Source organism: Vibrio sp. Vb0598, from assembly GCF_033338935.1.
Classification (GTDB): domain Bacteria; phylum Pseudomonadota; class Gammaproteobacteria; order Enterobacterales; family Vibrionaceae; genus Vibrio; species Vibrio alginolyticus.
In genome coordinates this window covers 114,744-135,506 of record NZ_JAWOTP010000007.1, presented here as the reverse complement: position 1 = coordinate 135,506, position 20,763 = coordinate 114,744, and the positions used below count along the sequence as shown (strand labels likewise).

General features: G+C 44.6%; 17 protein-coding genes. 11 read left to right on the top strand and 6 right to left on the bottom strand.

Translation table 11 applies throughout. The features are described from left to right. Positions 1 to 20 precede the first annotated feature (20 nt). Together R7Q38_RS09765 and R7Q38_RS09760 are read left to right on the top strand one after the other, a co-directional pair. On the top strand, positions 21 to 920 hold the full coding sequence (locus tag R7Q38_RS09765; RefSeq protein ID WP_005375112.1) for a LysR family transcriptional regulator: 900 nt from the start codon (positions 21 to 23) through the stop codon (positions 918 to 920). Between the two features lie 120 nt (positions 921 to 1,040). Further along, entirely contained in the window at positions 1,041 to 3,074 is a 2,034-nt protein-coding gene (locus R7Q38_RS09760; RefSeq protein WP_137283033.1) for a prolyl oligopeptidase family serine peptidase, read from the top strand. A gap of 242 nt (positions 3,075 to 3,316) precedes the next feature. On the opposite strand, the gene R7Q38_RS09755 is transcribed toward R7Q38_RS09760, so the two are convergent. Then, complete coding sequence (locus R7Q38_RS09755) at positions 3,317 to 4,948, bottom strand: ABC transporter ATP-binding protein (protein ID WP_239938497.1); 1,632 nt, start codon at positions 4,946 to 4,948, stop codon at positions 3,317 to 3,319. A gap of 85 nt (positions 4,949 to 5,033) precedes the next feature. Then, a complete protein-coding gene (locus R7Q38_RS09750) occupies positions 5,034 to 5,531 on the bottom strand; it encodes a hypothetical protein (protein WP_005375116.1) in 498 nt (165 codons plus the stop codon). A gap of 187 nt (positions 5,532 to 5,718) precedes the next feature. Between R7Q38_RS09750 and R7Q38_RS09745 the strand changes: the two genes are divergently transcribed. From R7Q38_RS09745 to R7Q38_RS09735, 3 genes are all read left to right on the top strand, one after another. Further along, positions 5,719 to 8,079: a Lon protease family protein gene (locus R7Q38_RS09745; RefSeq protein WP_005375118.1), complete on the top strand. Its 2,361-nt coding sequence runs from the start codon at positions 5,719 to 5,721 to the stop codon at positions 8,077 to 8,079. A gap of 293 nt (positions 8,080 to 8,372) precedes the next feature. Further along, positions 8,373 to 10,001 (top strand): methyl-accepting chemotaxis protein, encoded by a 1,629-nt coding sequence (locus R7Q38_RS09740; protein ID WP_005375120.1) that lies wholly within the window; start codon positions 8,373 to 8,375, stop codon positions 9,999 to 10,001. Positions 10,002 to 10,398: 397 nt separating this feature from the next. Continuing rightward, positions 10,399 to 11,379, top strand: a complete 981-nt coding sequence (locus R7Q38_RS09735) for a porin (protein ID WP_025768571.1) — start codon at positions 10,399 to 10,401, stop codon at positions 11,377 to 11,379. Positions 11,380 to 11,503: 124 nt separating this feature from the next. On the opposite strand, the gene R7Q38_RS09730 is transcribed toward R7Q38_RS09735, so the two are convergent. Beyond that, positions 11,504 to 12,250 carry a flagellar brake protein gene (locus tag R7Q38_RS09730; RefSeq protein WP_042521645.1) on the bottom strand — a complete coding sequence of 249 codons (747 nt, stop codon included), beginning with the start codon at positions 12,248 to 12,250 and terminating at the stop codon, positions 11,504 to 11,506. A gap of 127 nt (positions 12,251 to 12,377) precedes the next feature. Between R7Q38_RS09730 and R7Q38_RS09725 the strand changes: the two genes are divergently transcribed. Both R7Q38_RS09725 and R7Q38_RS09720 read left to right on the top strand, forming a co-directional pair. After that, positions 12,378 to 12,653 (top strand): GNAT family N-acetyltransferase, encoded by a 276-nt coding sequence (locus R7Q38_RS09725; RefSeq protein WP_104976440.1) that lies wholly within the window; start codon positions 12,378 to 12,380, stop codon positions 12,651 to 12,653. Continuing rightward, complete coding sequence (locus tag R7Q38_RS09720) at positions 12,650 to 13,627, top strand: ecdysteroid 22-kinase family protein (protein ID WP_239938506.1); 978 nt, start codon at positions 12,650 to 12,652, stop codon at positions 13,625 to 13,627. The genes R7Q38_RS09725 and R7Q38_RS09720 overlap by 4 nt, the downstream gene beginning before the upstream one ends. Before the next feature lie 46 nt (positions 13,628 to 13,673). Here R7Q38_RS09720 and R7Q38_RS09715 read toward each other — a convergent pair whose 3' ends face one another. Next, positions 13,674 to 14,174, bottom strand: coding sequence for a GNAT family N-acetyltransferase (locus tag R7Q38_RS09715; protein WP_005375126.1), 501 nt, complete (start codon positions 14,172 to 14,174; stop codon positions 13,674 to 13,676). A 395-nt stretch (positions 14,175 to 14,569) separates the two neighbouring features. Here R7Q38_RS09715 and napG point away from each other — a divergent pair, with 395 nt between their 5' ends. The 4 genes from napG to R7Q38_RS09695 all read left to right on the top strand — a co-directional run bounded on the left by napG (position 14,570) and on the right by R7Q38_RS09695 (position 18,063). Further along, positions 14,570 to 15,340: a ferredoxin-type protein NapG gene (gene napG / locus R7Q38_RS09710; RefSeq protein WP_005383947.1), complete on the top strand. Its 771-nt coding sequence runs from the start codon at positions 14,570 to 14,572 to the stop codon at positions 15,338 to 15,340. Then, positions 15,340 to 16,194 carry a quinol dehydrogenase ferredoxin subunit NapH gene (gene napH, locus R7Q38_RS09705; protein WP_017635480.1) on the top strand — a complete coding sequence of 285 codons (855 nt, stop codon included), beginning with the start codon at positions 15,340 to 15,342 and terminating at the stop codon, positions 16,192 to 16,194. Before napG ends, napH begins: the two co-directional genes overlap by 1 nt. 199 nt (positions 16,195 to 16,393) lie before the next feature. Next, a complete protein-coding gene (locus R7Q38_RS09700; RefSeq protein ID WP_005375129.1) occupies positions 16,394 to 17,575 on the top strand; it encodes an MFS transporter in 1,182 nt (393 codons plus the stop codon). Between the two features lie 206 nt (positions 17,576 to 17,781). Further along, positions 17,782 to 18,063, top strand: coding sequence for a YrhK family protein (locus tag R7Q38_RS09695; RefSeq protein WP_025768568.1), 282 nt, complete (start codon positions 17,782 to 17,784; stop codon positions 18,061 to 18,063). Between the two features lie 122 nt (positions 18,064 to 18,185). Here the strand turns inward: R7Q38_RS09695 and R7Q38_RS09690 are convergent, their stop codons facing one another. After that, complete coding sequence (locus R7Q38_RS09690; protein WP_213970651.1) at positions 18,186 to 19,025, bottom strand: energy-coupling factor transporter transmembrane component T family protein; 840 nt, start codon at positions 19,023 to 19,025, stop codon at positions 18,186 to 18,188. Next, positions 19,022 to 20,761, bottom strand: a complete 1,740-nt coding sequence (locus R7Q38_RS09685) for an ABC transporter ATP-binding protein (RefSeq protein WP_239938498.1) — start codon at positions 20,759 to 20,761, stop codon at positions 19,022 to 19,024. Before R7Q38_RS09685 ends, R7Q38_RS09690 begins: the two co-directional genes overlap by 4 nt. Positions 20,762 to 20,763 lie beyond the last annotated feature (2 nt).

Sequence of the window (20,763 nt, the reverse complement as noted above, 5' to 3'; positions counted from 1 at the left end):
TCCAAAAGTGACATAATGGTATGAGAGCAGACGACTTAATCCTATTTTCTCAAGTAATCGAACTTGGCAGCTTTAGTAAGGTTGCAGAGGCAAATAACCTTACAAATTCGGTAGTTAGCAAAAGAATGGCGAGGTTGGAGGAAGAAATAGGGGCTCAGCTATTATATCGAACAACGCGCAAATTAACCTTGACCGAGGCAGGTAAGGTGTTACTCCACAGTGCTAAAAATGTGAAGCAGGCCACTCAGGAGGCTATGGATGCTGTTGCAGGCTTTGGAGAGAATGTGAGCGGTCATATAAAAATGTCCGTGCCGTGTATCTCTGGAGATTTGATACTTGCTGATGCTGTTGCCGAGTTTTGTAACCTTCATCCGGGTCTGACCGTGGACATGTCATTGGATAACCGCTTTGTCGATTTAGTGGCTGATGGTTACGACTTAGTCATTCGAACTGGCTACCTAGCCGACTCCAGTTTGATCGCACGACATATTCTCGATTCCCAATGGGTGGTATGCGCGTCCCCTTCATATATCGCTAAAAATGGGAAACCGATCGAGCCGATTGATCTCACCACGCACAATTGTCTGCAATACGCTTACCAAACCACAGGTGCAACGGATTGGGAGTTTAAAGGAGAAGATGGCAATTACATCGTCAAAGTATCGGGCTGCTTTTCTACTGATAACGCGACCGCATTACGTAAAGCCGCTCTGGGCGGCCATGGTATAGCTTACGTCCCGCGATGCTTGGTGTATCATGATATTCGCAATGGCCAACTGGTGGATATTTTTCCTGAACTAGTAGGTAAAAAGTTGGGTATCTACGCGGTGTATCCGTTTACTCGTCAACCACCGAACAAAGTGAAGCTGCTTATTGAGCACATTCGTGACCGGTACTTAACGATATCTCATTATTTCTAGGTTCTTCATAGATTTAAAACAATGTCGTTGAAATCAAAATTGGGTGCTCTAAGGTAATCACCGCAATAAAACGATTGAAGATAAACAACTTAATAAAAACAACGGAGTAACACGGACGTTATGCATTACCCAAAAACACGTAAAGATTCTGTCGTGGACACTTATTTTGGTCACGACATTGCCGACCCTTATCGCTGGTTAGAAGATGATCGCAGTGAAGAAACCGCACAATGGGTTTCGGGTCAAAATTCGGTCACCTTCGATTTCCTTGGTCAGATACCGTACCGCCAACAAATCCGTGACTTAGTGGCGAACAGTCAAAACTACGAAAAATATTCCCAGCCATTTGTACGTGGTGACTACACCTACTTCTACAAAAACGACGGTTTGCAAAACCAAAGCGTATTGTATCGACGTAAAGGCGAGGGAGAAGCCGAGGTTTTCCTTGATCCAAATACTTTCTCCGAAGAGGGCACGACCTCTCTTGGCGAAGTCAGCTTCTCTAAAGACTACCGTTTGGTCGCGTATTCCATCTCAGAAGGGGGTAGTGATTGGCGTAAGATCTTTGTCATTGATACGGAAACCAAAGAACAGTTAGAGCCTGAGATTGTTGATGCGAAGTTTACGTCGATTTCTTGGCTGGGCAGCAAAGGCTTCTATTACTCAAGCTACGATAAGCCGCAAGGCAGCGAGTTGTCTGCTCGAACTGAGCATCACAAGCTTTATTATCATGAACTTGGTACCCCTCAATCTGAAGATAAAGTGATTTTTGGTGAGTTGGATACGCAAGTTCATCGTTATGTGTCTGGTACGACGACGACAGATGATCGCTTCCTTATTATCTCTGGCGCAGAATCTACATCGGGTAATCGTCTGTTTTATATTGATTTACAGTCTGAGTTACAGGCAATTGTGACGCTGCGCGAGACAACGCAAGGCGACACCTACTTAATTGATAGCCAAGACGCAACCTTGCTGCTTTACACCAACCTAGACGCGCCGAATGGCAAAGTTGTCAGCTACAACACTCAGACAGAACAATGGGCTGACGTGATTGCTGAACAAGAACAGCCGTTAGAAATCAGCAAAGGTGGCGGTTATCTGTTTGCGACTTATATGGTAGATGTGCTTTCTAAAGTGCAGCAGTTTAACTACCAAGGTGAGTGGATTCGAGATGTACAATTGCCGGGAGAAGGCACGGCTTATGGTCTGGCGGGTAAAAAAGAAGAAACCACACTTTATTACACATTCACTAACTACGTGACGCCTCCGACGATTTTCTCATTTGATGTCGAATCTGGTGAATCGACACTGTTTCAGGAATCAAAGGCACCGTTCGATCGTAATGAGTATGAATCAAAACAGGTGTTTTACACCTCAAAAGACGGCACGCAAGTTCCGATGATCATTTCATACAAGAAGGGCGTTGCACTTGATGGTAGATCACCAACCATGTTGTATGGTTACGGCGGTTTTAACATCAGCCTCACTCCAATGTTTTCTGGCAATGTAGCCAACTGGCTAGAGTTGGGTGGTATATACGCTGTCGCCAACATGCGAGGCGGCGGTGAATACGGTAAAGCCTGGCACAACGCAGGCACTCAGCAGCAAAAGCAAAACGTGTTTGATGACTTTATTGCGGCGGCGGAATACCTGATTGAAAACGACTACACTAGCTCGGATCGCCTAGCGATTCGCGGTGGTTCTAATGGTGGTTTGTTAGTTGGAGCGTGTATGACGCAACGCCCTGAACTATTCAAAGTCGCGCTGCCTGCGGTTGGCGTGCTTGATATGCTGCGTTATCACACGTTTACTTCTGGAGAAGGCTGGAAGTATGACTATGGCACGTCGGAGCAAAGTGAAGCGATGTTCCAATACTTGCTTGGTTACTCTCCTGTTCACAATGTAAAAGAAGGCGTGCAATATCCTGCTACCTTGGTGACAACTGCTGATCACGACGACCGAGTTGTGCCAGCACATTCGTACAAATTTATTGCGGAGCTGCAAGACAAACAGCAAGGCGCTAATCCAGTATTGATACGCATTGATGTTAATGCCGGTCATGGTGCAGGAATGCCGCTGAGTAAGCAAATTGACCTCACCACAGACGTGTATGCATTTACGTTACATAATATGGGTATTGAGTCGATTTAATGCCCTAGTTGTTAGAAACTTCTGAGAATAAAAAAATGCCGCGACAGTGTCGCGGCATTTTTCATGGTTGGGGGAACTCAATTCATACTGTTTGCCAGTATTTGAGCCAGGTTGACTAAGTCTGACTCTTGAACCAACCAGTCTCGGCGGCCAAACCGAAAGGCAGCTACGCCATTCTTAAGACAAGATGAATTTATCACCTTTTCTTAATCCTAGTTTATGAATATGAAACTGTGATGAACCTAAGCCGCATTGTGCTGATTTTCATTGTTTTCAAGATCAAATGAGGCATCTATCAGTTTTTTCGTGTAGTCATTTTTAGGGTTTTGGAAAATCTTTTCGGCCGTACCTTGCTCCATGACCTCGCCCTTTTGCATGACTAGAACACGATCAGAGAGTGCTTTAACTACTGATAGATCGTGGCTAATAAACAAGTAGCCAATATTGTGTTTTTTCTGCAAATCTTTCAGAAGGTCAATCACTGTCAGTTGCACCGAGCGGTCTAATGCAGAGGTTGGCTCATCAAGCAGAATAAACGAAGGTTCAAGGATCAGTGCTCGCGCGATAGCAATACGCTGACGCTGGCCTCCTGAAAACTCGTGCGGATAACGGTTGATGGACGCGGGATCTAAGCGGACCTCACGGAGCACGTCGCGCGCTTTCTGCATACGTTCTTTTTTACTCAACATTGGTTGGTGGACAGTTAATCCTTCTGTGATGATCTCGCCGATAGTCATACGAGGAGAAAGCGAACCATAAGGGTCTTGGAATACCATCTGAACGTCTTTTTTCAGCTCAAAACGTTCTTTGTTTGTCAGCAAGGCCATATCTTGGCCTTTATATTCTATTTTGCCAGTTGAGGGCAGTAGACCTATCAAAGCTCGGCCGAGTGTAGACTTACCTGAACCGGACTCCCCAACGATCCCGAGGGTCTCTCCTTGTTTAAGCTCAAGAGAAATGCCTTTTACCGCTTCGAAGTACTCATTCTTGCTCGCAATAAAATGCGACTTTACCAAGAATTTGACTCGTATATCGTCGGCCTTTAAAAGCTGTGTAGCACTTTCGCTAATAGGCTCCTTACTGCCTTTAGGAATCGAGTTGATTAGCATACGTGTGTATTCGTGCTTTGGGTCCTCGAAGAGTGTTTGCGTTTCGCCTTCTTCGACGACTTCTCCTTTACACATCACAATGACACGGTCTGCAAAGTGTTTTACGACGCCTAAGTCATGAGTAATAAATAGGATTGCCATGCCCATCTGAGCCTGAATTTCTTTAATCAGGTGCAACACTTCTGCTTGAACCGTGACATCCAACGCTGTTGTAGGTTCGTCGGCGATCAAAATATCGGGCTCGTTAATCAGTGCCATCGCAATCATGATGCGTTGCAATTGACCACCAGAAAATTCGTGTGGGTACTTGTTGTACGCTTTTTCTGGGTTTGGCATATGAACCAATTCAAACAGCTCTAACACCTTTGCTTTTGCTGTTCGTCTGTCGACCGGGCGGTGACACATGATGGCCTCAGCGACTTGGATACCCACCCGCATGTACGGGTTTAGTGAGGTCATCGGCTCTTGAAAAATCATGCCAATGCGATCACCGCGAATACTTTGCATTTCACGCTCTGTTTTATCCAAGATGGAGCTACCCTCAAACATGATGGATGAGCTTTCATGCACAATAGCGTTGTCTGGCAGTAGTTTCATCAGTGCATTGGTTGAGACTGACTTGCCAGAGCCAGATTCGCCAACGATGGACAGCGTCTCGCCTGCTTTTAAATCGAAGCTAACATTCTTTACTGCATCGACGATCCCATCGTTTGTCGTAAAGCTGACTGATAGGTTGTTCACCGAAAGAATGGTTTTAGAAGACATCACAGATCCTTGTGGTTGATAAAGCAAATGATACTCAAGCAATGGACAGCACAAACCTAGTTGGCCTCAATACTTGAGCTTTAGATTAATTATACAGGTGAGAAGGCGAAGATTTTGCCGAACTCATTGCTTGCAAATGTAAGAACTGCTCATGCGCGCGCGTTACGTGCTCGAGTTCTATCATCCATTGAGCATTACGTTGGGCAGAGCAAAATGCCGCCATGTGAGCTAACAAGTCTTCGCTCTGTTGACCAAGTAGGTGACCTACGCGCTCAATCAGTTCATGGCTCTCTAGCTGCAAAAATTGAAATAGCGCGTAAGTTTGATTGAGTATTGAGAACGCATCATGTTGTAAGCCGAGTTTGTTGAGAATCTCTGATTGCGTCACGCTGGCATCTCTAAGCCCCGTAATGAGACATACAAACTGGCAAGGTTTAGTTTGTGCATTTTCTAGCGCTAAATGAATGTGGTTGGGTAGATTGTTGAGCACGTCGTCATATAAACGATGAGCTTCTGGCCAATGGCCTTGTTCCATCAGTTGCTCTGCTTTTAAGTAGCGCATCCAGCATTGCTCAATATTCATATCCATCTCCACAACATTTGATTTGTTTAGATATTAAATGAAATTGATTATCAATTGCAAGTGCGTGTTAATATCACTTATGTGTTCATAAAATGTCCAATCAATCTAGGGTGGAAGGTAAATCACTTAAAATTAAGCAAATAATCTCTACACTCAAATAACGAAAATAAGAAAAAAGGAAGTGGATATGGCAATACTAAGATTGGAAGCTAAGCAGCTATATTCTGTAGCAGATCTAGAGAATATGCCATGTAAGTCGACCAAGGAGTTACCTCCAATTGATGAAATCGTGGGCCAAGAGCGCGCGCAAAAAGCGGTCGAGTTTGCGATGTCCATCAAAGAGAAAGGGTATAACATCTACGCCATTGGTCAGAATGGGCTAGGTAAACGCACCATGATCTTGCGCTATCTGAATCGTCACCAGCACGATGCAGCAGCCCTGTTTGATTGGTGTTACGTTGCGAACTTTGAGGATACCCGTACACCAAAGGTATTAAAGCTGCCTTGTGGTATCGGAAATAAACTACGTGTTGATATTGAAGCTTTAATGGGCAAATTATTGAATGCTTTACCCCTAGCATTCGACAATGAAATGTACTTTAGCCGCGCTGAGCGATTAAAAAATCAATTGGCAGCTAAGCAACAAAACGAGCTGGATCGTATTAGTCGAGAGGCAAAAGAAAAGGGCATCAGCCTAACACTGACTACGCAGGGGGATTATCAGTTTGTCGCCATGAACGGTGATGAGCTTCATACGGAAGAGTCTTTTGATGTACTAAGCAAAAAAGAACAAGAGCAATTCAGCGATGCTATTGATGAACTCGAAGTGCGATTGCGCTCGATGGTTCGTGAGCTTACGGAGTGGGAAGAGACATACAGCGATAAAATCAAAAAGCTCAATGATGAAGTGACGCTTGATGTGATTACTCACTTCATCAAAAAACTCAAAGTGGATTACGCGCAATATTCCGAAATCAAAACCTACTTAACTGAGCTGCAAAAAGATATTGTTGAAAACGCAGATATCTTCCTTGACCAAAGTGGCGAGCAAGGCGAAATTGCGACGGCATCCTTGGATAAAAAATTGCCACGTCGTTATAAAGTGAACGTCTTGGTAAGCCGTAAAAGCAGCGAATTTCCTATCGTTGTTGAAGAAAATCCCAACTATCATTCACTCTTCGGGTCGATTGAGACTGCCACTTTCAAGGGAACGGTGTTTACCGACTTCTCGCTGATTCGCGCAGGGAGCTTGCATAAGGCGAATGGCGGCGTTTTGTTAATGGATGCTCAGAAAGTACTTGAACAGCCTTACGTTTGGGATGGTTTGAAGCGCGCATTGCGTGCTCGTCAATTGAGTTTTACGTCTCTAGAAAAAGAAGTCACATTGACGGGGGCGGTATCACTCGATCCTGAACCGATTCCGCTTGATATCAAAATCATCTTGTTTGGTGATTACCGAACTTACCAATTACTCCAACATTACGATCCAGAGTTCAGCGAGTTGTTCCGTGTGACGGCAGATTTCGAAGACGAAATGAAACGTACGCCGGAGTCTGAGCTGCATTACGCGCGCTTTATATCTAGCGTGGTGCATGACAACAATATGCTGCATTGCGATCGCAAAGCCATTGCTCGAATCATCGAATACAGCTCACGTTTGTCTGGCGACCAATCCAAGCTATCTCTACATTCGGCTAATATCGCCAACTTGCTTCGAGAGTCGAACTACGTGGCTCGTCAAGCTAACTCTAACATGATCCGTATTGGGCATGTTGAAGAGGCGCTCAATAACCAAGAAATGCGAGTAAGCCGATTACGCGATAACGTAATGGAAACCTTTATTAACGGCACAACGCTGATTCGCACCGAAGGAGAAGCCGTAGGCCAAGTGAACGCACTTTCGGTATTGAGCACTAGTGACTACATGTTTGGTGCACCGAATCGCATCACAGCGACGACGTGTTACGGTGATGGGGATGTTATCGATATCGAGCGAAGCGTGGATTTGGGAGGCAGTATTCACTCTAAGGGCGTAATGATTTTGTCTGCCTACTTATCTTCCGTATTTGGTAAAACGGCACGAGTGCCATTAACGACAACCATTACCTTTGAGCAATCTTACGGTGGTGTTGATGGTGATAGTGCCAGCATGGCTGAGTTATGTGCGGTTGTGTCTGCTTTTTCAAAGCAACCAAATCGACAAGACATTGCGATAACAGGGTCGATGAATCAATTTGGTCAAGCTCAGCCTATTGGTGGCGTAAACGAAAAGATCGAAGGATTTTATGATGTGTGTGTAATTAAAGGTCGTCATGACGGGCAGGGGGTCATTATTCCGCGCTCTAATGTTCACAATCTAATGCTTCGTTCCGACATCGTGAAAGCAGTCGAAAAAGGCGAGTTTAATATTTGGGCGATTGACCATGTTACTGAAGCTATCGAATTGTTTACGGGGAAAGTTGCTGGTGAGCCAACCGATGAAGGCTCTTATCCAATCGATACCATTTTTGGCCTTGCTCAAGCCAAGCTCAATTCGTTGAGAAAATAGGCTGAAACCGTCCTAAATGTGAATGTATCTCATCATAAGTGATCATAATTTATCATAACGACAATATCCCGACGCCACTGTCGGGATATTGTCAATAACAGATTGAAAATGGAGAGTTTTTGTACTAGACAAAAGTGTGATCGACCTCTAATATTCGCCACTTGTTTATTCGTCTGGGATTTATCCCGTCGCAAGGAAGCATAGATATTCAAACTGCCGAAAAGTAACGTTGTTATAAGCACTGCTCGAGTTTGTTTGGATATAGACATCACGCATACAACTGAGGCCCTGTCATGCAGTTATCACTGAAAAATTTGTCAGTACGAACGCAAATTTTGGTTCCGGTATTATTTACCGCGATTGTTTTGTTTATTGCTCTTTGGATTACTAAAAACAATCTTCAAGCAGAGCAAGATGTTATTGCTTCCAACCAAGAATCTTTGGTTTTTCACAAAGACACATTGGCGAGTATTGACGACCAAATTTACCCTCTGCGCATAAGCGCGGTTTACGCTATTTACGATGCTTCTCGTCGTGAGAATTTTCTAACCGAATTGAAAGAAGGCTTAAAGCAAGTTGATGCCGATTTAAGCGCAATTGAAGCCCGAAACCTATTCCGTGACGATGCCGTTAAAGTTCGCCAAGCAATTGAATCCTATGTGCGATATTCAGAGCGCTCAGTTGCTTTCTTCAACCAATACGATCAAGGTTTGAAATCGGATAGCGAGTACCGTGCATTTGTCAAAGAGTATCGCAATGTTGGCCGAGAAATGGTCCAACAAATTAACACACTATCAAAGCATGTAAACGAGCAAGCTGAACAATCTACTATCAGAAGTCATCAGCAAAATGAACGTGTGCAAAATAACGCTATGTTGACGGTTTTAGCGGTATTTGCTTTCTCATTGATAGGCGCTTGGTTCCTATCTGGCATGATTGTTACACCAATCCAAAAGCTGCAAGAAGTGATGCGTCAGTTAGCAATGGGTAATCTATCAGTACGTGCAGATGTCGATGGGGACAATGAGATCTCTAAGCTGAGCAAAGATGTAAACCAAACCGCAGAGCAGTTATACAACACTGTGGACCAGTTAACCCGTATTAGTGAGGAAGTTGCATCTGCATCGACCGAATTAGCTGCGGTAATGACGCAAGCGGAAGCGAACGCTCAACAAGAGTTAGCGGAGATCGAGCAAGTTGCATCTGCGGTTAACGAGCTTGCAAGCACTGCGAATAATGTGAGTGATAACGCGACCTCTGCTGACGCAACCGCGCGTGAAGCTGATGGACTTGCTCAATCAGGTTTGGCTATCTTCCAAGAAAGTGCGGAAGCAAGTGCGCAAATGTCTCAAGCATTGAACGATGCAGCGCAAGTTGTTTTGCGTCTAAAAGAGCAATCTGTACAGATCAACGATGTTATTGAAGTGATTCGCGGCGTATCTGAGCAGACCAACTTGCTAGCATTGAATGCTGCGATTGAAGCGGCGCGAGCTGGTGAATCTGGTCGTGGTTTTGCGGTAGTAGCTGATGAAGTACGCATGCTAGCAGCGCGTACTCAAGACTCGACACAAGAGATCCAAACGATCATTGAAGAGCTTCAAGCGCAGTCTGGGCTTGCGAATGACAGTATGCAAGTCAGCCTTGATATGCTTAGCCGCAACAACGAGCTGACGCAACAAGCGAATGAGGCGTTGGTTGGAATTACCGAGTCGGTCGCCAACATCAACGATTCAAACACGCAAGTAGCAACCGCAGCCGAAGAGCAGTCTCAAGTTACTCAAGATATCAATCGCAACGTGGTTAACATGTCGGAGCTTGTAAACCAAAACGTAGCGGGCATCAGCCAGAGTGCAAGTGCGAGTACTGAGCTTTCATTACTTGCAGAGAAGCAGAAAGAGCAATTAAGTTTCTTTAAGCTTTAATTCATCATCTACTTATCAAATCTCTAAATCCCTGAGTGAATGCTCAGGGATTTTTTTGTTTGTAATAATCGGATTTATTATCAATAAGTCTATCTAAAACAGTCAGTTAACAAGATTTTTTTGCGGGCAATGTCACGTTTTGTGATATTGTTTTTACATTTTTTTCGTCAATTTTTTTTTGACGCGAACATTTTTTTTAACTCAACCGATAACTTGATGGTTGAGAGGTATTCATATCGTCATTTTAAGTGGTGTTTTCTTCTATAAGCGCTGTTTATTCAACACGTTGCGTGAAAAATAACAGCTGCTACTATGCCGCCAGTTTTCTCGTTGGTACAGAAAAGTCCTGTTTTTCTGGTGAGAAAACACATATAAAACAATGATATGGAAAATAACAATGAAATTAAAAACTTTAGCTGTAGCAGTGGCGCTAATGGCATCAGGATCTCAAGTTGTCGCTTCAGAACTATACAACCAAGATGGCACTTCTCTTGAGATGGGCGGTCGCGCTGAAGCGCGTCTTTCTATGATGGATGGTAAGGCAGAAGACCGTACTCGCATCCGTCTTAACTTCCTAGGCAAACAGGAAATCAATGAAAACCTATACGGCGTTGGTTTTTGGGAAGGTGAGTTTGTAACTAAAACTTATGATGTATTTGATTCTAAAGGTAACAAAGTTGGTGAGACAGATAGTCTTGAAACTCGTTACGCTTATGCGGGTCTGGGTGGCAAATACGGTGAAGTAACTTACGGTAAAAACGACGGCGCACTAGTGGTTCTTACTGACTTTACTGACATTATGGCTTACCACGGTAACACAGCAGCACTTAAACTGCCTGTTTCTGACCGTACAGATAACATGCTGTCTTACAAAGGCCAATTCGAGCAACTAGCTGTACGCGCTAGCTACCGTTTTGCTGATCGCACAACAGATGCACAAGGCTTTACAGACAACGAGGAAGATGGCTTCTCTCTATCTGGTGTTTACGCGTTTGCTAACACTGGTTTTGAACTAGGTGCTGGTTACGCAGATCAAAACGACAGCGATGAGTTCATGCTGGTAGCTGCATACTCTGTAGGTGACTTCTACTTCGCTGGTAACTACACTGGCGCGGATATGGATGTTGCAGGTAAGACTTTTGATTACAAAGGCTACGAACTAGCCGCTGCTTACACTATGGGTCAAACTGTATTCACTTCTACGTTCAACAAAGGTGAACTAGAAGACGCAGATACTGTAGAAAACCTAGCTGTTGATGTAACTTACTACTTCAAGCCTAACTTCCGTGGCTACGCATCATACAACTTCGATCTAATGGATAACGAAGGCGCGGCTGAAAAAGATGAGCTAGCGCTAGGTCTACGTTACGACTTCTAAGTCATGACTCTTATCTAAGATACTGCCTTATTCTTAGTAAATAAAAACCCCTTACTGAAAAGTAAGGGGTTTCTTGTTTTCTAGCACTTCAAAGCTTCTTGATAAGCGATAGGGGTTATCAAATCTATCTTTTTAGTGTGAGCTTAGTCCCATCAAATTTGAGGTGACTGAGGAGGTTTTTAGCGTTGTTTTTACCAACCTCATCAAACTCCATTCCGTAGCGAGCATAATGCGTTGATTTTTGTAAATTACAAATACGACCTCGCAACGGCGCTAGCATACGACTTTCTCCGGGCATCGTTAGATCCAATGAAACGTGGTCACCAACCTGAAGTGGTCGGCTCATTGGTGATGTTACAAAACGACAGCCACTACGAGATAAATCTCTTATTTCGCATTCAGTTCGATAGGCTTCTAAACAAACACGCGCTCTCAAATTTACTTCGTAACGCACTTCTTTGCGAAGCTGAAAGACCTGCATAGTGTTGGGTAGGTCTAGCACCAAAATTGGGTACGGATCGCCTAGTCGATGCTGTAATTGGGCCCGAAATGGGATAACGGCCCCTTCACCTCGATGAGAGTAGGCTTTTACATTGATCCAAAAGCCTTCTTGAAAATAGAACTTCAAGTCTTCATCGGAGATGTTCGGAACCTCTATCAATGCAGTATTATTTGAGTGACAGCCAACAAATGTGCTGGTTGTAATAAACTTTGTACCAACGGGGGTGGTGACGTTTAAGCTCACTTCACTGCCATGTTCGACCATTGCCATTGCATCGGTGCTATTTAATGTACTTGCCTGACGTTCTGGTGCCTTCTTGCTTTGCAGAGGTAGCTTGCCGTCTCTGGCAATTGGGCTCATATTTCTCATTATAATTGTCGTACCTGATGTAAGAAGGTAATCGCGTGAGGCGAAGCAGCACTCTCGCATGGTATCGATTTTATTCAGTGATATAGTTTGATTCAATCAATCTGTAACAAAAATTAGAGAGCAAGATATGCATAAAGTAACTCATGAAGCCACGAATAGTACATTCTGGGTTGATTTAGAGCAGGGCTATAAAGCCAAGTTAATTTATCAGCTTAAGGGTAATGTCATGCACATTACATCAACGGTTGTTCCTGAAGCACTGCGAGGTAAGGGGTACGGAAAAGTGATGATGGAAGCGGTGTTGCCAGAAATTGAGTCACTCGGTTATCAAATCAAACCAGTTTGCCCATATGTTATTCACTACATGGAGAAGAACCAAACGTGGTCACATCTGCTCGCATGATGAGTAACAACCACCAACGCTACCAAAATATTGGCCAGGAACTCAATCTAGGTAATTACCGCTCTGTAGAAGTCATACAATCGCTATGGGGAGGCTATGGAGAGTTAGTCCGAGTTACTTATTCAACTCGTTCGGTGATCATTAAGCATGTAAAACTCCCTAAGCCTTCAGAGCATCCTAGAGGCTGGAATACGGACCGTTCTCATCAAAGAAAGCTGCACTCTTATCAGGTGGAAGTGAATTGGTATGAGCATTTTTCCGGAGGGGTGGATACTCGCTGCCGAGTACCACAAGGTCTAAAAACGTTCCAATCGGAGAATGAATGGCTCATTGTGATGGAAGATCTCGCCGAGGTGGGCTTTCCAAAAGTCATCACAGATGCACAGCTAGAGCATATACAAGCCTGCCTCACTTGGTTGGCGAACTTTCATGCGCGATACATCGATGTTCGTTCGGATAAGTTGTGGCATACCGGAACATACTGGCACTTAGCAACCAGACCCGACGAGCTTAAAGCATTGCAAGACACTGAGCTACAAAATGCGGCTCAATTGATTGATCAAACGCTTTCGCAAGCTAAGTTTAAAACACTAATACACGGTGATGCCAAATTGGCGAACTTCTGTTTTGATGAAGAAGAATCAAGCGTTGCTGCGGTTGACTTTCAATACATTGGATGCGGGTGTGCCATGAAAGATGTGGCACTGTTTATGAGTAGCGCCGTTAAGCCAGAACGTTGTGCAGAGATGGAAGTTTGGGTTTTGGATACGTATTTTGCTCAGTTGCAACACGCGCTAATGGTCTATCAACCGAATCTTGACCCTAATGAAGTCGAGCGTGAATGGCGTCCTTTGTTTGCTGTGGCTTGGGCAGACTTTCAGCGATTTGTGAAAGGTTGGAGTCCCGACCACTGGAAGATCAATCCCTACACAGAAGCATTGACTCGCAGAGCGTTGGCTTACTTACGAAAGTGAGTCGAAGTTTAAAAAGAAAAGCCTCCAATTAGTAGGAGGCTTTGTCTTATCTTTGGCCTGGTCTGATGCGCGCCATGTAATAGGTATTGATGAATTCACCATCACGGAAGGAACCGTCAATCGCTTCACCTTCAATTTGAAATCCATGCTTTTTATAAAGCCCAATGGCGGCGTCGTTATCGGCATTGACCTCTATCTGAATTCTTCTCACATTTAACCAGTTATCTGCTAGTTCAGTGACTGTTTCTATCAATTTGCTACCAATACCGAGTCCGTGGAAACTATCATGTACTCCAATGCCAAACGATGCCGTGTGCATCGTTCTTGGACGTAGAGAGTGGTGAAAGCCAATATTACCGACGACTTTACCATCAATTTCAGCGACATAGCTATAAACACCATCAGGTATGTTTGACAATCTTTCCACCCACATCGTGAGCGAAGGCTTTGGGAGTTGCAGGGTTTCACGTTGTGCTTTTGGTTGTGAATAGATTTCTACGAGTGCCGCTGCGTCTTCGACGGTCGTTGGACGTACGATAATTTCCATGCCTCTCTCCTTCGCTTTTTAGTTTTAATTTTTAATCTAACCACAGTTTTCTTATTTGGATAGTGTTTTTTTATGTTTAATGGATAAATACCTTTTAAATTAGCTTGTTATGATGTCATTTTTTGAATTTTTAGTAGTGATTTATCATCGAATTGAGCGAATAGATTGCAAAGGTGTTGAATTATTGTACTGAGAATGGCGCGTACTGCAGAGTATCGTGGTGAATTTCATGTCGCAGTAAATAAACGCATTTAGTCAAACTGTGACGACGGCACTGTGCGTCAGTTGACTTGAATCAATAGAGGATGGGGTTACCTCCTATGAGGTATAGGGAAACGACACGTTTAGGGCTATTTATGCTTAACTTGATAAGGGAGTTTTGTTGAGGAAATAGCATGAAATCCTCTCAGTCTAAAATATCGCAAAGTCGGCGCCGATTTTTGCGTGATACAGCTCGGACTGCGGCTGGTGTTGGCGCAGCTGCGTGTGTATTGGGCTTACAATCGCTACAAAGCCAAGCTCGAGAAACCAAAGGTGTGCCTATTCGTCCGCCAGGTGCATTGCCGGAAGGCGATTTCGAATCAGCTTGTATTCGATGTGGCTTGTGTGTTCAGGCATGCCCTTACGACACATTGAAACTCGCGACACTACTTTCTCCCGTCGCGACTGGCTCTCCTTACTTTACTGCGCGCGATATTCCCTGCGAAATGTGCGAAGACATTCCTTGTGTGGTGGCTTGCCCGAGTGGGGCGCTGGATCCGAAACTAACCGATATTGATGATGCTCGAATGGGTACAGCGGTTCTTATTGACCATGAAACTTGCCTTAACTGGCAAGGGTTACGATGCGATGTTTGTTATCGCGTTTGTCCGCTGATTGATGAAGCCATCACGTTAGAGATGGTTCACAACGACCGAACCGGCTATCACGCCAAACTTATCCCTACAGTGAATTCCGAAGTGTGTACCGGATGTGGTAAGTGTGAACAAGCGTGCGTGTTGGATGTCGCTGCTATTAAAGTTGTCCCGACGGATTTGGCGAAAGGCAAAGTGGGCAGCCACTACAATTTTGGTTGGAAAGAGATCGACAAACCACTCGAAAATATCCTCCCTAGTGAGACGCCTGTGCCGGAAGGTGCGCTTGAATCGCTAAAAGGAGGTAAGTAATGGCAAAGAATTTAGCTCAAAATGCTGGCAAAGAAGCGCTTGAAAAGCTTGGTTGGTGGCGCGCGCATCGGTTTTTGATTTTACGTCGGCTATGTCAGTTCACCATCATTGCGCTATTTATGGCTGGGCCGACGCTGGGAATTCTAACTGGTAATCTGTCATCAAGTATGTTGCTCGATACCGTGCCGTTAAGTGACCCGTTAATTGTGCTTCAAGCTTTGGCGACAGGGCATGTTCCGGAGTTTAATGCGTTGTTAGGCGTAGTGATTGTCGTGGTGTTTTACGCGATTTTGGCGCCGCGCGCATTTTGTGCTTGGGTGTGCCCGTTGAACATCGTGACAGACTTGGCGGCGTGGTTGCGTCGAAAGCTCAACATTAAAGCGAGCTATCGTTGGTCTCCCGTGATTCGTTATTGGCTGATCCCTGTTTTGATGTTGGGCAGTGCGCTGTCTGGCGCAATTCTTTGGACATGGTTAGATCCAGTGGCGGCACTGCATCGCGGGTTGGTGTTTGGTATGGGCGCAGGTTGGGTGTTGATCGCCCTAGTGTTTGTGTTGGATTTACTCTTGGTTGAGCATGGGTGGTGTGGGCACTTATGTCCACTGGGGGCTACCTATGGCGTGATAGGCCGAAAAAGCCTGTTGCGCGTTACTGCTGTTCGGCGCGAAGATTGCACCAAATGCATGGATTGCTTTTACGTTTGCCCAGAACCAGAAGTGCTTCGGCAGCCTTTGAAAGAGGGAGATCGTCGAGTTATGGATCAAAACTGCATTAGCTGTGGTCGTTGTTTGGATGTATGTCCAGAACATGTGTTTGAATTTAAAAATCGCCTATCAGTAAAAGTCATTGATTAAGCCACTGAGCACATTTACTCATGCTTTATTTCTCTTGATACTTGAACATCGCGCTTAGCCAAGGAGTTAAGCGCGATGTTTATCTTCATAACAATATTCCTCAGCCATATCTGCTTGCTCTGGGCTTAAAATAATAATGATATTGCGAATTTGTTACATTTAAAGCTATGATGATGCCTTCATATTTAAAGGAAACATCATGACTACCTCATCGCACGGCTGGAGAACGCCGCAAAATTTCCTCCTGTTAATTTCCATTATCGTGCCCATTGCTTTTTCTACCTGGATGGCGTTGTTGAACAACTTTGTTATCGAGAAAGCAAACTTTGATGGTGCAGACATAGGCTTATTGCAAAGTGTGCGCGAAATTCCGGGTTTTTTGGCCTTTACCGCCGTGTTTGTATTGCTGTTTATCCGAGAGCAACGCTTTATGCTCGTCTCTTTGGCGATGCTTACGCTTGGTACGGCATTAACAGGTTATTTTCCCACTTTGTACGGTCTACTTTTTACAACCTTGTTAATGTCCACCGGCTTCCATTACTTTGAAACACTCAAGCAGTCTTTGTCTTTACAATGGCTATCTAAAGAAGAAGCGCCAGAAATGCTGGGTAAGTTTATTTCTGTTGGAGCTTTGGCTTCTCTGTTTACCTACGGCGCCATTTGGGTTTCGCTCGAACAGCTCAAACTTGATTTTAAAACGGTCTATTTAATGGCTGGTGGTTTAGGTTTTGTGCTCATTTTGGTGATGGCATTTGCCTTCCCACAATTTAAGACAAAAGTGCCTCAGAACAAGAAGCTCATCCTGCGTAAACGTTACTGGTTATACTATGCGCTTACGTTTATGAGTGGAGCACGCCGTCAAATTTTTACGGTGTTCGCTGGTTTCTTGATGGTAGAAAAGTTTGGTTACTCCGCCGCAGATATTACGTTGCTGTTCCTGATTAACTATGTCTTTAACTTCTTGTTTGCGAAGCGAATAGGCCGTTTTATCGGCGTTGTTGGTGAGCGCAAAGCGTTGATGTTTGAATACGTCGGTTTGATCTTCGTGTTCGTCGGGTACGGTTTGGTGCAAACGGCAGAGTGGGCGGCAGCATTGTATGTTGTCGATCATTTATTTTTCGCGTTAGCGCTTGCGATTAAAACCTACTTCCAGAAAATTGCCGATCCTGCCGATATGGCGTCGACCGCAGGCGTTGCGTTTACGATTAACCATATTGCTGCAGTTGTAATACCTGTTACGTTTGGTGTCATTTGGCTTGTTTCACCTGCGAGCGTATTTTACATCGGCGCTGGTATGGCAGCAGTGAGCTTGCTGTTGTCACTCAATATTCCAGCCAAGCCGGAAGAAGGCAATGAAACTCGCTTGTTGAAGTGGAGTTAAGTTGGCACTCACTATCTAGCCATTGAAGTGAATACCTGTAATTAGACTCGCTGAAAAGGGTGCTTATGCGCCCTTTTCTTTTGATTGCAAATAGATAATCCCCCCAATGGTTGTCAATGCATGCCACGTCCGTTAGGGTTTAGAACTAAGTATTTCGAAATAACTTGGGCATAACTGACGCGAAACAATAAGAGGGGATCTATACAGTGCAGATACATGGCAGAGAGTTGGATTTAGATCTAGGAAGCCGTCACATCGTTATTCAGCGCCGCTATGAGGCGTTAGGAGCTGCAAACGACCTACTCATTGCTATTTGGTTTTTAATTGGTAGCTTTTTCTTTTTGAATGATTCGTTGATTGAAAGTGGTACTTGGCTTTTCATTGTAGGCAGTGCGCAGTTGATCATTAAGCCCCTGATAAAACTGATGAGTTTAGTTCATGTTGGTCGTTTGAATAAGCAACTTTCTGGCACATCAGCGAGCCGCTGAAATTACCGCTTCTTTTGAATACTTGCAAGCAAGAAGCCAACAGGCGAGTTATCGAGGGGAAAGACGGAAGATAACGTGGTCACAACACTAACCACGTTATGTTCAGTTTGAAGCTTCAGAATTTAAAACGGATACCAGAACAGTTGTGTGTCCATCACACGCTTGCTGATCGCAGCAATCACTATCACCGCAATTACCGCCATGCAGATCATATCGGCTTTGGTCAGTGGTTTTAAGCTGTACCAAGTGCGAGAGGAGTGGCGGCCAAAACCACGTAGCGTCATCGCGTTTGAGATTTGATCGGCTCTGTCCAAACTAGAGAAAATCAGAGGACCAAGAATCTTCGCGACGTTCTTCATACGAGTGAACAACGGAGCCTTCTTGCTCAGTTCTACTCCGCGTGCTTGTTGCGCGTGCATGATGTTAACAAAGTCCTTTTTCACTTCCGGCAAGTAGCGCAGCGTTAAGCTTACGGCATAGGCGATTTTGTAAGGTACACCCAAGCGGTTCAAGCTGGCTGAAAACTCCGTCGGGTGAGTGGTAAATACAAACACCAACGCGATTGGAAACATGCTGAAGTATTTCAACGTCACTGTTACTAGGTAAAACAACGTCTCTTGAGTGAGCGAGTAATTACCGGGTAACGAGAGTAAAACCGTTGATGAACCCATGAACTCAGTACCTTGTTGCGGTGCTAACGCGAACATAAACAGGGCATTGATCAGTAATACCGTGCCTGTACCGAATAACAGCGGTTTGTAGACATGAAAGGGCACTTTGGTCATTTTCAATAAGCCTAAACCAAGCACGATCAACAGCGCGATGATTCGCAAGTCAAATGTGGTCAATACCACCGTTACCCAAGCAATGAAAAGCAAGAACTTAGTAATGCCATTCAACTTATGAAGTGGCGATTGGGTATCGATGTAGTTGATACCAAACTTCATTTTGTTGTCTTTCATGCCACTGCTTTCTCTGGTTGGTTTACTTCGTCGCTTTTTTGTTGGCGGTGCGCTTTTTCTACATTGATAAAATGCTGCATAAAGCCATTGGTGTCCTCGATACCAACTTTCGTAGCCAACTCAAACAAACTTGTGGTAGTGAGGTTTGCTTGGTCTAGTAGCTCTGGACTGCTGAATACCTGCGTCATTGGTGCATCCGCGACTAATGTACTGTCTGCAATCACGATAGAGCGCGAGGTGTATTCCAACACTAAATGCATGTCATGAGAGATGATCATTACGGTTACGCCCAACTCGCGATTGAGCTTTTCGATGAAACTCAGCATAGACGTGTAGTTTCGATAGTCCTGACCTGCCGTCGGTTCATCAAGGATCAGAAGCTCTGGTTCCAAGACCAAAATTGACGCAATGGTTACGCGCTTTTTCTGGCCATAACTCAATGCTTCGATTGGCCAGTGACGGTATTTGCTCAAACCGCACAGCTCTAGGACTTCAAGTACTTTAGCGTCTATTTGTTTCTCTTCAACGCCACGATTACGGAGGCCGAAGGCCACTTCGTCGAAAATCATGTGATGGGAAATCATGTGATTCGGGTTTTGCATCACCACACCCACTTTCTGGCTACGCTCGAAGATGGTCAGTTCGTTAAGATCTTGACCATTCATGCTCATTGAGCCGCTATCCGCTTCAATAACGCCCATAATCAGTTTGGTGATGGTCGATTTACCCGAGCCATTTTTGCCAAGTACAGAGACAAACTCGCCACGCTTGATGTCAAAACTCACGTCTTCTAACGCATTTTTCTCACCGTCGTAAGAATAGGTGAGGCCACGGACTTCAAGCAAAGTCTCGGCTGGCGTTTTGGGCGGTTGTGCTGTTGAACCATCAAACCATGCTTGTACTGCCGGTTTATATTGCTCCAACGGTAAGGTAGTTAAGCTAGAAGGTTTTGCATCGCCCTCAATCGCGCAGCCTGCTTCTTTCAGTGCTGAAATATAAAGCGGTTCGCGGATGCCGTAATCTTCTAGCAGAGGCGACGCTAAAATTTCATCTGGCGTTGTATCGGCAATGATTTTGCCGTTTTCCATCAAGATAATACGGTCAACTGAGCAATGCAGAACGTCTTCAAGACGATGCTCAATGATTACGATGGTTTTGCCCGTTTCGCGGTGTAGATCATCGATGATCTCGATGGTTTTTTTACCCGTTTTAGGGTCAAGCGCAGCTAGTGGTTCATCAAACAAAAGGATATCTACGTCATCGACGAGAATGCCCGCCAAAGAAACACGCTGTTTCTGGCCGCCTGATAAATCGTGGGGTGAGCGTTCTAGCATCTGTTCCAAGTCGACCATTTTGGCCGTGGCTTTGACCAATGGGTACATGTCGATATTTGAAGTTAGCTGGTTTTCCAGCGCAAATGCAATGTCTTCGCCAATGCTCAAACCGACAAATTGGCTGTCCGTATCTTGGAGTACGGTGCCAACTTGCTCAGTGTATTGGTGCATGTCGAAAGGGGCGGTGTCTTGACCATTGATGGTCAATGTTCCACTGGTTTCCCCTTTGATTGCGTGTGGGATCAGTCCGTTAAGACATTGCCCAAGAGTAGATTTACCACTACCACTTGGACCGATAATGACGATTTTCTCTCCTTTCTCTATCCTTAGATTGATATTTTTTAGCGTCGGTTTGTCCAGCGACTCATATCTAAAAGAGAAGTTAGAAAATTCGATTGTCATTC